The following is a 12,631-nucleotide window of genomic DNA, read 5'->3' as shown; positions in this document are numbered from 1 at the left end:
TGAAAAACAGCAACTTGGACTATTATGATTCATCCATTAGCATATATACATTCAGACGCAAAAATCGCCCCTAATGTGGAGATTGAGCCCTTCGCCATTGTTCACAAAGATGTTGAAATCGGTGAAGGCTCTTGGATTGGTTCGCACGCGGTTATCAATGACGGCGCCCGAATTGGTAAAAATTGCAAAATTTACCCTGGAGCGGTGATTTCCTCCACTCCTCAGGATTTAAAGTTTAAGGGCGAATATACGCTTACCTACATCGGCGACAATACCATCATTCGCGAGTACGCCACCATCAGCCGAGGCACTGAGGAGCATTGGAAGACCGAAATCGGCAGCGACTGTCTCATCATGGCCTACTCGCACGTAGCGCATGACTGCCGCATCGGCAACAACTGCATCATCGTCAACAACGTGCAAATGGCCGGCCACGTCCACATGGGCGACTGGGCCATCATTGCGGGTTCGAGTTCGGTACGGCAGTTTGTAAAAATCGGTGCCCACGCCATGATTGCGGGTGGTTCGTTGGTTCGTAAAGATGTACCGCCGTTTACCAAAGCTGCCCGTGAGCCCCTCTCCTACGCGGGCATCAATTCGGTAGGCTTGCGTCGTCGCGGTTTCAGCAACGAGCAGATCAACGAAATTCAGGAAGTATATCGCTACATTTATTTGCGCGGCTTCAACAATACCGAAGCCCTCGAACACATCGAATTGGAATTGGCTCCCTCCGCCGAGCGCGACGAAATTGTTAATTTTGTTCGCAATTCCGAACGCGGAATCATCAAAGCACCGACAAGTACGAGTACAGACAATGGTGATGATTAGTGTATAGAAAAGATTCGTTTACCATGATTTTATACTGGCAGCTGAAATTTATTTTTGGCTGCCGTTTTTATGTGGATAATCCTTTGCTCCTCTAGCTGAAAAGCGGCCGACAAACTTTGTTGGGTAATGCCCTGACGAGCACGCAGGAATTGGAGTACTTTGACCGCATCCATACAACAAATCCCCTAAAATTCGTAAAAATCATTTGCGAAAAATTATTGCAAAAACTCAGAACGGCTTAACTAATTGGCCGTAAAAGGAGAGAGATAATGAGCAATTTTTTACGGCCTTTGCAATGTGCCGTAAAAAATTACAAACACCAGAAAATTTTGATGAATATGCGTACGAGCCAACTCATACAAACCCTTTTTCTTCTCTCCGTTGCGGCTTTTACGCTACTGATGCTGACCAAAGTCGTTCCTTATCTGAGTTTTGAGCCAGAAATTGACTTTTTGACCACCAAGACCAACCGCGTTTTGGCCCGTCAAGATTTCCAGTTTTCCTTTTATATCCACATCGTAAGCAGCTTGTGGACCATGGGCATTGGAATCCCCCAATTCATTCCTTTTGTAGTAAAAAAATATCCTCGCCTACACCAAACGCTCGGGAAAATTTACGTATTTTCGATACTGTTTTTGGCTGCTCCTTCGGGATTGGGTTTAGCCATTTATGCCAACGGCGGCCTACCCGCTAAAGTAGGGTTTTCATTGCAATGTTTGGTGTGGTGGCTCGCTACTTGGGTAGCATGGCGTGAGATTCAAAATAAGCGTTGGCAGACACACATCGAATGGATGATGAGAAGCTACGCCGTTACCCTTGCTGCCATGAGTTTGCGCGTTGGGAGTTACGCTATGGTCTATTTCTTTCATACCAAACCCATCGAAACCTACCTAACGGTCACCTGGTTATCGTGGGTTGGAAATTTGGTAATCGTGGAAGGATTAATTTATGCAGGAATGAGCGAACGGTTATTAAAAATGCTAAAAAAGTAAGTAAACTTGGCACTATGGCCTTTTTTATACAGACAAAACAATCAATGAATCATTTCCTCCCCCTGTTTTTTTGGGTTTTTGTGGGTCTTTCCTGCACTCGCAAAGCCAACGACAATTCAAAACCAACCGCTGTCCCTATCAAGCTTATCACGCACAAAGAGGCGATTGATTCGCTGCGCAAAGACACCACGGCACCGTTGCAACCCCTCAAAATCACAGAGCTGTCGGGCGAAACGGCCACCGCTTTTTTCACAGACAACGACTTGTCTCCTCTGTTGTTTGATGCGAGCCCAGAGGGTGGCTATTCCAATCGCTTTGATGGTTTTTACGGCGACGACCACCACCGAATTGAATTTTATTTTTCAGAAGTAAAACGTGATTCGATTCAATCAAACGTCTATCATGTAGCTGGCAAGGACCGTTTCAAGAAAAATATTACCCCTTTCACTGGCACCATTACCTTCACAAAATTGGCCACTTTCAGCGATCCAAACCTCAACGACGAACTATACCAATACGAAGCATTTGAACTCAAAGAAGCGTATATTTCAGAGGCCATCTTTGAGCTGAAAGAGAACGCCCTCACCAAAGGTTCGGGGATTTTTTCGGGTAAAATGCTGATGGATTTTTACAAAAACCAAGGTGGAGAGATTGCCCTTTGGTATTTTTCTGCCAATACCCCCGCGCAAGCAAGTGGGTTTAAATTTGAAGGCACTTGGAGCAATTATAAAAACACTTTGACCAAACCAGTCGTATGGGCCAGGGACTTATTTGCGTTTGCTAACAACATTTTAACTGATTTTTCCATCGGCGAACGGGAAGTTGAAGTCAATAAAAAATACCGTCATCTAGGATGGGATAACTACTGGGAAAACGACGAATGGTGGCACGACGGCCCCGCAATTCAGTAGCTTTTACAGAACTTTTTTAGTAATTTTCGCATTAACAAAACACTGTATTTCCTTTTAAACACAAACAGACAACTATGGCTACCTTAACACTCATGGAAGTTTCCGAAATGCGCGTGAAACTCAAAGCCCTTGAAAAACAAATCGCTTCGGGCGAATTATCATTATTTGACCGCTGCGAAGTGGAAGACGAAATTCTGGAATTGAAAGAAAATCTTGGAGAATTTGAGCGCAGCGTACGCGACGACAGCGGTGAGTGCATTAACTGTTCGGGCTAGTTTTTTTAGTTTCTATACTCAATCAATTCATTTTGTGTTAATTCCTTTTACATGAAAACTAAATTCTTAGCTCTATTTTTAACCCTTTTTGCGTTTGGCGCTATGGCCCAAAAATCTGATAAAGTACTGCGTCACGTGGTCATGTTTAAATTTAAAGATACCGCCACCCCTGCACAAATCAAATCGGTAGAAGATGCATTTCGCAAACTTCCTACCCAGATCAAAGAAATTAAAGGGTATGAGTGGGGAACCAACAACAGCCCCGAAGGCTTAGCACAGGGTTTTACCCATTGCTTTTTCCTGACGTTCAATTCAGAAGCCGACCGTGCGGTCTATTTGCCACACCCTGACCACAAAGCGTTTGGAAAAGTGTTGGGGCCTCACCTCGACAAAGTCTTGGTGGTTGATTACTGGACACAAAAATAGTAAGCAGTTTACAGTAGGAAGTAAGATTTATTTTTTTTACTACCTACTGTAAACTGCCAACTGACTACTTAAAATGATTGCATACTTAAACGGCAAACTTGCTCATAAAGACCCCGCTTATATCATCATGGATGTAGGCGGGGTTGGTTATGAAGTAAAAATTTCTCTGCAAACCTATGCGGCACTGCCCAATCCTGGGGAAGTGTGTAAGGTAATCACCTATCAGCAAATTCGAGAAGATTCTCACGTACTTTATGGTTTTGCCGAGCCAACCGAGAAGATTTTATTTTTGGATTTAATCAGTGTGTCGGGCGTAGGTTCGGCTACCGCACTGATTATGCTTTCGTCTTTATCGGCCTCCGAAATCAAAACGGCTATCGTCAACGAAGACGTAAAACTGATTCAAACCATTAAGGGAATTGGTGGTAAAACAGCGCAACGGGTCATCATTGACTTGAAAGATAAAATCAAGAAAGAAGGCATTATTGCGACCCAACCCAATATCTTTATTACGGCCAACAGTCAAGTAAGGAGCGAAGCGATTGCGGCCTTAACGATGCTCGGTATTCCCAAACCTACCGCCGAAAAGAGCGTAGATACTATTCTCAAACGCGAAGGCGACCACATTACAGTTGAGCAATTGATTAAACTGGCATTGAGGTAGTTAACAGTCAACTACCTCAAAATCCGCAGTTTCGCAAAACTCAGCAACAGCGTCTTTTCGCCGACGGTATCAAACTGAATCACGGCTTTTCGGTCGGTGCCGTTGATGTCCATTTTCTTTACCGTTCCTTTACCAAACTTGGGGTGTTCTACCCGATTGCCTTCTTCCAAGGTTGAAGTATCGCTTGCTACAAAGTCGGTAGAGGCCGACTGAGGCACACTCGTTGCCTGCGTAGAGGGACGTTGGCCGCTAGCCAATCGACTTGCGGGCGTGGTCGGGCTTCCTTCACTCGTGGGCTTTTGCACACTGCCAGGGGTTGTTGGTGAAGGTTTCCGAATAAAATTCATGGCCGTCGGCTCTACGTTGTTGCGATATTCGTCAAAGCCTCCTGAACGGCGACCTTTGGAAGTAGTCAAAAAGCGTTGATCGACTTCGTACAGAAAACGGCTCGGCTCGCACATGTTCAATCGGCCCCAATTGTAGCGGCTTTCAGCGTAGGAAAAGGTAAGCTTGTTTTCGGCGCGGGTGATAGCAACGTAAAACAGCCGCCGTTCTTCTTCCAAATCTTCGCGCTTTTCGAGCATCATTTGGCTCGGAAAAAGTCCTTCTTCCAATCCTACCACGTATACATTTTTAAACTCTAAGCCTTTGGCTCCGTGAATCGTCATGAGCGTTACGCGGTCGGTATCACCATCGTCAGATTCATCGGCATTGGTCAGCAACGAAACAGTTTGTAAAAACGAGCTGATGGTTTTGTCCTCATTTTCAACATTATCCACAAATTCTTTGATGGCATTCAGCAATTCTTGCACGTTTTCGTACCGGCTTAAGCCTTCCACGGTTTTGTCTTCATACAATTCCTTCAAAATGCCCGACGTCTTGGCCACGTGTGCTGCAACGGTATAAGCGTCTTTACCTTCCTCAATCAACAGTTTAAAACTCTTGATAAGAATCGCAAAACTTTCAATCGGCAGAGTAGCACGTCCCGAGATGTACTTGGTGATGTTGGAAACCACCTCCCAGACTGGCACTTGGTTTTCGGCGGCCGTCACCGCGATTTTAGCCACGGTCGTATCGCCAATCCCGCGTTTGGGCAAATTGATGATTCGTTTAAAGGCTTCTTCGTCGCTTTGATTTACCACAAACCGTAAATACGCCAGCAAATCCTTGATTTCTTTTCGTTGATAAAAGGAAAGCCCGCCGATGATACGGTACTTTATATTCTGCCGACGCAATGCCTCCTCAAACGACCGCGATTGGGCATTGGTGCGGTACAAAATCGCAAAATCAGTATTGCGCAGCCCTTTGTTTACTTTTTCTTCAAAAATCGCCGACGCAATCAAGCGCCCTTCTTCATTGTCTGAACTCGCCTTTACTACCTCAATCAAGCCGCCTTCTTCATTGGCCGTAAAAACATTTTTCTTCAACTGCGCTTTATTGCGGGCAATGACCGAATTAGCCGCGTTGACGATGGTTTGGGTAGAGCGGTAGTTTTGCTCCAACTTGACCACTTTTACTTCGGGAAAGTCTTTCTCAAAATTGAGGATATTCTGAATATTGGCTCCGCGAAAGGCGTAGATACTTTGGGCATCGTCGCCCACTACGGCAATGTTGCGATGCACTGCCGCTAACTTTCTGGTAATGAGATACTGAGCCACGTTGGTATCCTGAAACTCATCCACCAAAACGTACTGAAATTTGTGTTGGTATTTATTTAAAACCTCAGGAAAATCACGAAACAGCACATTGGTATTGTACAACAAATCGTCAAAATCCATGGCATTGGCCTGAAAGCAACGCGTAGTGTACGCCTTATACAATCGTCCGATTTCGGGGAGCTTGGCGGCTTCGTCATCGGCCCTGAAAAGTTTATTGGCCAGGTAATCATCGGCCGAAATGAGGTTGTTTTTTGCCCCCGAAATACGGTTAAAAACGACGTTTGGTTTGTAGGTTTTATCGTCCAGATTCAGCTCTTTTACGATGCTTTTGATAAGCGATTTTGAATCGTCGGTGTCATAAATGGAGAAATCGGAGGTATAGCCCAGATAGCGCGCTTCGATGCGCAAGATTTTGGCAAAGACGGCGTGAAAAGTACCCATCCAAATATTACGCGCCTCAAAACCAACCACTTTCTCAATCCGGTCGCGCATTTCGCCCGCCGCTTTGTTGGTAAAAGTCAACGACAAAATCCGAAATGGGTCAACGCCATTCTCGATAAGGTGTGCAATCCGAAGTGTCAATACACGCGTTTTTCCCGAACCCGCTCCCGCAATAATCATCAAAGGCCCTTCACCGTGCGTAACGGCCTGCGCCTGTGGTTCGTTCAACCCGCTTAAATAACCTGTCATTGGAAAAGAATCAATTTTATGAAAACAAAGAACAAAGTTAGGGAAAAATGCCCTCTTTCGGGCCTGCATCACCCATGATTCTATCGGTTTTATGGAAAGACCGTGAATTGGCGGACAATCGCCAGTATTAACTAATCCGACTCCAGTTGGTCGATTCTTTGTGGAGAGAATCAATGTGCGACCGAATGGGCTCGTTTTTGGGGAGAATAAAAGTGGGGTCTTCGTTCAGAATACTTTCGGCCGCCGCGCGGGCCGCCTTTAATATTTCACCGTCTTTGGCCAAATCAGCAATCAAAAGGTCGAGCAAACCGCTTTGTTGCGTACCAGCCAAATCGCCAGGGCCACGGAGTTTGAGGTCTACATCGGCAATTTCAAACCCGTTATTGGTTTGGCAAAGTGTCTCAATGCGCAAGCGCGTATCCTTACTAAGCTTTACACCCGTCATGAGTACGCAATAACTCTGCTCCGCACCGCGCCCTACGCGACCGCGCAACTGGTGCAACTGAGAAAGCCCAAAACGCTCGGCACTTTCTATCACCATTACACTGGCATTGGGCACGTTTACCCCTACTTCGATTACCGTTGTGGCAACCATGATTTGGGTTTCTCCCCGCACAAAGCGCTGCATCTCATCGTCTTTCTCGTAGGCTAGCATTTTACCGTGCACGATGCTAACGTGGTATTCTGGGAACGCCCGACTAACGCTCTCATAGCCGTCCATGAGGTCTTTATAATCCAGTTTTTCCGACTCCTCAATGAGCGGATACACCATGTACACCTGCCGACCTTTCTTGATTTCGTCGCGCAAAAAACTAAACACATTCAGGCGATGCTGGTCGTAGCGATGTACTGTTTTGATGGGTTTTCGTCCGGCAGGTAGCTCGTCGATGATGCTCACATCCAAATCTCCGTAGAGCGTCATGGCCAAGGTGCGCGGAATGGGCGTGGCCGTCATGACCAATATATGCGGCGGAATTGTAGGATTTTTGGCCCACAATTTAGCACGTTGAGCCACGCCGAATCGGTGTTGCTCATCAATGATACAAAGCCCAAGGTTCTTAAACTGAACGGGGTCTTCGAGCAAAGCGTGCGTCCCCACAATGATATGAATATTTCCTTCCGCTAAATCGGGAAAAATCAGCTTTCGCCCTTTTTTGGTGGTAGAGCCCGTCAGCAACGCTATTTTGAGCCCAAGCGCTTCTGCAAACCCTTTCAGACCCCGATAATGCTGGTCGGCCAGAATTTCGGTGGGTGCCATGATACAGGTCTGTGCGCCGTTGCCAATGGCCATCAACATAGCAATAAACGCCACAATGGTTTTGCCGCTGCCCACGTCTCCCTGCAACAGGCGGTTCATGTGTTTTCCCGTTTTGAGGTCGTCGTGGATTTCGCGCAATACCCGTTTTTGAGCGTTGGTCAGTTCAAAGGGCATGCTTCCTTCCGTATAAAATTTCTTCACCAAATCGAGATTCGTAAAAATCTGTCCGGGATACTCGGTCTTGTGAAGAATTTTATTTTTTATCAACCGTAACTGATTGTAAAACAGCTCCTCAAATTTGAGCCGCCGCAATGCCTGATTCAGTGCCGCTTCGCTCTCGGGCAGGTGGATGTTCCACATGGCATCGGTTTTGGAAAACAGCCTGAATTTACGCACCAATTCTTCGGGCAGCGTTTCCTTGAAATGCGGCGTGGCTTGCTCTAGCAGCGTCCGCATTACTTTACTCAAAAAGCGACTGTCGAGGTGTTTTTTGCGAAGAGTTTCGGTCAGGTTATAGACGGGTTGAAAATAACCGCCGTTTTCGTTTTCGGGGTTGATGGTCTCAATTTCGGGATGGCTAAAATTGAAGCGCTGCCCGTAGCGTTGGGGCTTGCCATACGCAATGTACTCACCGCCCTCTTTAAAATGCTTGAGGTGCCAATCAATGCTTTGAAAATACACAAATTCTACCACGCCCGTACCGTCCGTAAATTCGACGGTGAGGCGGCGTTTGTATCCCTCTCCTACCACGACCATACTCCGAATACGGCCTTTGAGCTGCACCGCCGTCAGTTCTTCCGTTAGCTCGTTGATACGATGAAAACGACTGCGGTCTTCGTGCCGAAACGGGTAATATTGGATTAAATCACCAAAGGTAAAAATATTGAGTTCTTTGTTGAGCGTAACCGCCCGTTGGGGGCCTACGCCTTTCAAAAACTCAATTTTTGTGTCAAAAAAATTTGTAGTGGTTCGTTGGTTCATTGGCACATCCTAATCCTGTCATTCTAACGGTCAAAAATAAAATTGATGTTTTTAAATCACTGAGCGGTTAGTATGGCAAAATATACAGCAGGAGATTTTAAAGTAAAAATAGCCCTTTAACAGTATTTTTCCAACAAACTTACGTTTTATCAGAAATGAGTTCACCACTAATTGTTTGATGCAATGAACCGCCGTGAAGCCATCTCTCAACTTTCTGTATTGACGACTACCATGCTGAGTGCCGGAGCTGCTTTCAGCATGACGAACAGCAGCAATTATCAAATCGGCGCCTGCGACTGGTCGTTGCGCCTCAACTGCAATCCCGCAGCATTTGACTACGCCAAGAAAATAGGCTTAGAAGGCGTACAGGTAAGTTATAATTCTAAATCTGACCTCAGCTACTTGTCGCGCCCCGAAAATCGGCAGGCCATTCTCGCCGCTTCTCAGCGTACAGGGGTAAAAATTGCCAGTTTAGCCATCGGAATGCTCAACGAGGTACCGCTCAAATCCGAAGCAAAAACGGTGGAATGGGTCAGCGAAAGTATTGATGCTGCCAAAGCAATGGGTACCCACGTTATCCTTCTGGCCTTCTTTGGAAACGGTGATCTGCGCAAAGACGATGCGGGCAAAAAAGTGGTCACAGAACGGCTGAAGCAGCTTGCTCCCAAAGCTGAAAAACAGGGCGTTATCTTAGGTATTGAGTCTTATTTAAGTGCGGAAGAGCACATTGAAATCATTGAAGCCGTAGGCTCTCCCAATCTACAGGTCTATTATGACCCGCGCAACTCAGCCGATGCTGGTTACGATATTTACAAAGAAATCCCTTTGCTGGGCAAGCGTAAATTGATTTGCGAAATCCACTTGAAAGACAACGAGTTTTTGCTCGGACAAGGCTCTATGGACTGGCCCCGCATCAAAGGTTTGCTGGATGAATCAGGCTACAAAGGTTGGGCGCAGATTGAGTGGTCGCAGCCCAAAGGCAAAAGCGTAGACGAAACCTATCCGCAGAATGTCGGCTACGCAAAGAAAATTTTTGGTTAATTATTCTCAATCATTGACTCACCCAAAACAGGTATCACCCTTATGAACCGTCGTGAATTTATCGGAACAACCCTCGCGGGCAGCGCGGCGTTTACCCTGCAAGCCAAACCGCCCGTAGCCGCAGGAGCGCCCCAAATTTATGTTTTTTCCAAAATGTTTCAATGGATTGAGGGATACGACCAGCTCGCTGAAACCATCGCGGGTTTGGGCTTCAACGGCATTGATTTGACGGTTCGCCCGGGAGGACACGTATTGCCTGAGCGCGTAGAAGAAGATTTACCCAAGGCCGTTGCGGCTTTCAAAAAACATAACCTTGTAGCTCCTTTGATGGTGACAACGATTTTGGACGCCGATGCTCAAAGCGAGCGAATCTTAAAAACGGCGCAATCGCTCGGCATCAAACATTACCGCATGGGCTGGTATCCCTACAATATGAAGCAGGATATTGCGGCCCAGAGCGCCGCCTTTGGGCAACGAATGAAGGCCGTGGCGGCACTCAATGAAAAATACGGCATGGTTGGGCATTACCAAAACCACTCAGGCAACTACCACGGCGCACCCATCTGGGACGTATACGAACAATTAAAAACCATCAAATCCAATGCCATAGGGTGCCAATACGACATCAACCATGCCACCGCCGAGGCAGGCGGCTCCTGGGAAACGGGCTTTCGTCTCATTGCGCCGCACGTCAAATCCATTGCCATCAAGGATTTTTTCTGGACCAAAAAAAACGATAAATGGGGAAAACAAGGCTGCCCGCTGGGTGAAGGTGTGGTCAATTGGCCCAAATACATGGAGTTGCTGAAACAATATAATATTCAGTTGCCCATCACGATGCACTACGAATATCCGTTGGGCGGGGCCGAAAACGGGGCTAAAAAACTCAGCATCAGCTCTCAGGAGTTGCTGACGGCGATGAAAAAAGATTTAGTGTTATTTAAGCAATGGTGGGCGGAAGCAAAACTTTAGTTGATAACTTTGTCGAAATTTTTAGCGATGAGTTTGAATACTTTCGTGTTAGACTCATCGCCTTTGACAAGGTAAAGTATGCAAGTTATCATTGATGGACTGGGGAAGCGTTTTAACCGCGAATGGATTTTCAGAAATCTCACACTTGAACTCAAAGCTGGAAATAGCTATACGTTTGTGGGCCCCAACGGTAGCGGAAAATCTACCCTACTCCAAGTCATTTCGGGCGTAATGCCCCTTACTGAAGGAAAAATAACGTACCAATTATCAAATAAAATCATCGACGAAGACGATTGGTACCGCCAAATCGTACTCGCGGCTCCTTATCTCGAACTAATTGAAGAATTCAGTCTAGTCGAACTACTCAACTTCCATGCGGGCTTTAAGCCATTCAAAGCGGGAATTGCCAACCAAGAAATCCTCCAACGTCTTGAATTGGACGCCTCAAAATCCAAAGCTATCAAGTATTTTTCTTCGGGAATGAAGCAACGCCTCAAATTGGCATTGGCCTTTTATTCCGATGTACCCGTAGTGATGCTGGATGAACCCACCTCCAACCTTGACGCCAAATGGTCGGCGTGGTACCGCGAAGAAGTACAGCGTTTAGCCCCCAGCCAACTGTTGTTACTCTGCTCCAACGTTCCTGCAGAATACGATTTTTGTGACAAAGTTATCAACGTTGGCGATTATAAGCCTGCCCAATAAACGCAGACATTGGCCGATAGAAGCTGTCAAATCCAGCATTTATCGGCCAATGTCTAATATTACTTTTCTAATACCTCTACTACCAATAATTTCCGATTCCAACAATGAAAACCGATAAAATAACGGTGGCGATGCCCAAAATAATGGTGCGGTAGGTCTTGGCATTTACGCCTTTCCATTCCTTGAAATAGATTCCCCACACGTTGGAAACAATGATGATGCACGCCATGTGCAGAATCCACGAACTGGCTCCGTTGCCGAGTTTGCTTTCACCCATTCCGTAGAAAAAGAACTGCAAAAACCACGTTGTCCCCGCGATGGCCGAGAACATATAGTTGGTTTTGAGCGGAGCTTTGGCGTTGGTATAATCGCCGAAAGTGCGATTACGGGTATTCAGAATCATACACCAAATAAAATTAGTAGTAAGCCCACCCCACAGCAGCGGCACAAAAATGACGTTGTTCTGAAACAAAGGATTGCTACCATTTACCAGCGCGGCCTCGGCCATCACTTTACCCGCTTCGATGCCAAAGTTAAAACAAGCACTCAAAACGCCCGAAATGGTCGCCACGATGAGGCCTTTCCAAAAATCAAATTCTTTTACGCTTTCTTTCTTTTGCGCATCCGAAAGTTCGTTTTCTTTCATTACACCCGCTTTTCCGCAGATATAAATCCCTGCCAAACAAACCGCTACCCCCAACAAAACGATTTGTCCGCCCGTACTTGCCAGCATACTCGAAAACGTGCCCGTAGTAGAATCTGTAAACAAATCTCGGTAAATGGGCGGAATCAACGCTCCAAAGGCCGAACAAAAACCCAATACAATGGCCATGCCAAGCGACATACCCAGGTAACGCATGGTCAAGCCAAAGGTCAAACCGCCGATGCCCCAAAGCACTCCCAACACGTACGTCCAAAACAGCGTAGTGCTGTCGGTATTACGAATAATGTCCATGAAGTTGGGCACTGTCAGATACGCGGCAATAAACGGTGCCAATAGCCACGAAAACAGCCCACCCACAATCCAATAACTCTCCCACGACCAATCACGTACTTTTTTGTAAGGAATATAAAAACTACCGGAAGCAAAACCGCCGATGAAGTGATAAATAACACCAAATAATACCTGCATGATGAAAGGGTTTAGTACTACGTCTTTTTTGTCGAAAGATACAGCAAGCGTTTTTCTACCTTCACCCTGTACTCTCCTGTTTGCAAACCAGTTGCGAG

Annotated in this window: 12 protein-coding genes; 9 read left to right on the top strand and 3 right to left on the bottom strand. The window is 46.2% G+C overall.

The window, feature by feature from the left end; all coding sequences use genetic code 11:
- Positions 1-24 precede the first annotated feature (24 nt).
- From lpxA to ruvA, 6 genes are all read left to right on the top strand, one after another.
- Positions 25-828 carry an acyl-ACP--UDP-N-acetylglucosamine O-acyltransferase gene (gene lpxA, locus DR864_RS21200; protein WP_114068851.1) on the top strand — a complete coding sequence of 268 codons (804 nt, stop codon included), beginning with the start codon at positions 25-27 and terminating at the stop codon, positions 826-828.
- Positions 829-1,166: 338 nt separating this feature from the next.
- Entirely contained in the window at positions 1,167-1,820 is a 654-nt protein-coding gene (locus DR864_RS21195) for a DUF2306 domain-containing protein (RefSeq protein ID WP_229599433.1), read from the top strand.
- A gap of 44 nt (positions 1,821-1,864) precedes the next feature.
- Positions 1,865-2,731: a hypothetical protein gene (locus DR864_RS21190; protein WP_114068850.1), complete on the top strand. Its 867-nt coding sequence runs from the start codon at positions 1,865-1,867 to the stop codon at positions 2,729-2,731.
- A gap of 74 nt (positions 2,732-2,805) precedes the next feature.
- Complete coding sequence (locus DR864_RS21185; RefSeq protein ID WP_114068849.1) at positions 2,806-3,006, top strand: hypothetical protein; 201 nt, start codon at positions 2,806-2,808, stop codon at positions 3,004-3,006.
- A 51-nt stretch (positions 3,007-3,057) separates the two neighbouring features.
- On the top strand, positions 3,058-3,432 hold the full coding sequence (locus DR864_RS21180; protein WP_114068848.1) for a Dabb family protein: 375 nt from the start codon (positions 3,058-3,060) through the stop codon (positions 3,430-3,432).
- A 73-nt stretch (positions 3,433-3,505) separates the two neighbouring features.
- Positions 3,506-4,096, top strand: a complete 591-nt coding sequence (gene ruvA, locus DR864_RS21175) for a Holliday junction branch migration protein RuvA (protein WP_114068847.1) — start codon at positions 3,506-3,508, stop codon at positions 4,094-4,096.
- An 11-nt stretch (positions 4,097-4,107) separates the two neighbouring features.
- Here the strand turns inward: ruvA and DR864_RS21170 are convergent, their stop codons facing one another.
- Both DR864_RS21170 and recG read right to left on the bottom strand, forming a co-directional pair.
- Positions 4,108-6,444 carry an ATP-dependent helicase gene (locus DR864_RS21170; protein WP_114068846.1) on the bottom strand — a complete coding sequence of 779 codons (2,337 nt, stop codon included), beginning with the start codon at positions 6,442-6,444 and terminating at the stop codon, positions 4,108-4,110.
- A gap of 127 nt (positions 6,445-6,571) precedes the next feature.
- Positions 6,572-8,683, bottom strand: a complete 2,112-nt coding sequence (gene recG, locus DR864_RS21165) for an ATP-dependent DNA helicase RecG (protein WP_114068845.1) — start codon at positions 8,681-8,683, stop codon at positions 6,572-6,574.
- Between the two features lie 183 nt (positions 8,684-8,866).
- On the opposite strand from recG, the gene DR864_RS21160 reads away from it, so the two are divergent.
- The 3 genes from DR864_RS21160 (at position 8,867) to DR864_RS21150 (ending at position 11,401) form a co-directional block, all read left to right on the top strand.
- The gene (locus tag DR864_RS21160; RefSeq protein ID WP_114068844.1) at positions 8,867-9,724 is read left to right on the top strand and encodes a sugar phosphate isomerase/epimerase family protein; all 858 of its coding nucleotides are present in this window, start codon (positions 8,867-8,869) and stop codon (positions 9,722-9,724) included.
- Between the two features lie 42 nt (positions 9,725-9,766).
- Entirely contained in the window at positions 9,767-10,696 is a 930-nt protein-coding gene (locus DR864_RS21155; protein ID WP_114068843.1) for a sugar phosphate isomerase/epimerase family protein, read from the top strand.
- A gap of 78 nt (positions 10,697-10,774) precedes the next feature.
- Entirely contained in the window at positions 10,775-11,401 is a 627-nt protein-coding gene (locus DR864_RS21150; protein WP_114068842.1) for an ABC transporter ATP-binding protein, read from the top strand.
- Between the two features lie 79 nt (positions 11,402-11,480).
- On the opposite strand, the gene rhaT is transcribed toward DR864_RS21150, so the two are convergent.
- Positions 11,481-12,533, bottom strand: coding sequence for an L-rhamnose/proton symporter RhaT (gene rhaT, locus DR864_RS21145; protein WP_114068841.1), 1,053 nt, complete (start codon positions 12,531-12,533; stop codon positions 11,481-11,483).
- Positions 12,534-12,631 lie beyond the last annotated feature (98 nt).

Source organism: Runella rosea, assembly GCF_003325355.1.
GTDB classification, from domain to species: domain Bacteria; phylum Bacteroidota; class Bacteroidia; order Cytophagales; family Spirosomataceae; genus Runella; species Runella rosea.
The sequence above is the reverse complement of the archived record's forward strand: the minus strand, read 5'-3'. Positions and strand labels throughout refer to the sequence as shown.

Coding starts and splice junctions, on each gene's coding strand:
- lpxA (WP_114068851.1), top strand. CDS start 25: ATGATTCATCCATTAGCATATATACATTCAGACGCAAAAATCGCCCCT.
- DR864_RS21195 (WP_229599433.1), top strand. CDS start 1,167: ATGCGTACGAGCCAACTCATACAAACCCTTTTTCTTCTCTCCGTTGCG.
- DR864_RS21190 (WP_114068850.1), top strand. CDS start 1,865: ATGAATCATTTCCTCCCCCTGTTTTTTTGGGTTTTTGTGGGTCTTTCC.
- DR864_RS21185 (WP_114068849.1), top strand. CDS start 2,806: ATGGCTACCTTAACACTCATGGAAGTTTCCGAAATGCGCGTGAAACTC.
- DR864_RS21180 (WP_114068848.1), top strand. CDS start 3,058: ATGAAAACTAAATTCTTAGCTCTATTTTTAACCCTTTTTGCGTTTGGC.
- ruvA (WP_114068847.1), top strand. CDS start 3,506: ATGATTGCATACTTAAACGGCAAACTTGCTCATAAAGACCCCGCTTAT.
- DR864_RS21170 (WP_114068846.1), bottom strand. CDS start 6,444: ATGACAGGTTATTTAAGCGGGTTGAACGAACCACAGGCGCAGGCCGTT.
- recG (WP_114068845.1), bottom strand. CDS start 8,683: ATGAACCAACGAACCACTACAAATTTTTTTGACACAAAAATTGAGTTT.
- DR864_RS21160 (WP_114068844.1), top strand. CDS start 8,867: ATGAACCGCCGTGAAGCCATCTCTCAACTTTCTGTATTGACGACTACC.
- DR864_RS21155 (WP_114068843.1), top strand. CDS start 9,767: ATGAACCGTCGTGAATTTATCGGAACAACCCTCGCGGGCAGCGCGGCG.
- DR864_RS21150 (WP_114068842.1), top strand. CDS start 10,775: ATGCAAGTTATCATTGATGGACTGGGGAAGCGTTTTAACCGCGAATGG.
- rhaT (WP_114068841.1), bottom strand. CDS start 12,533: ATGCAGGTATTATTTGGTGTTATTTATCACTTCATCGGCGGTTTTGCT.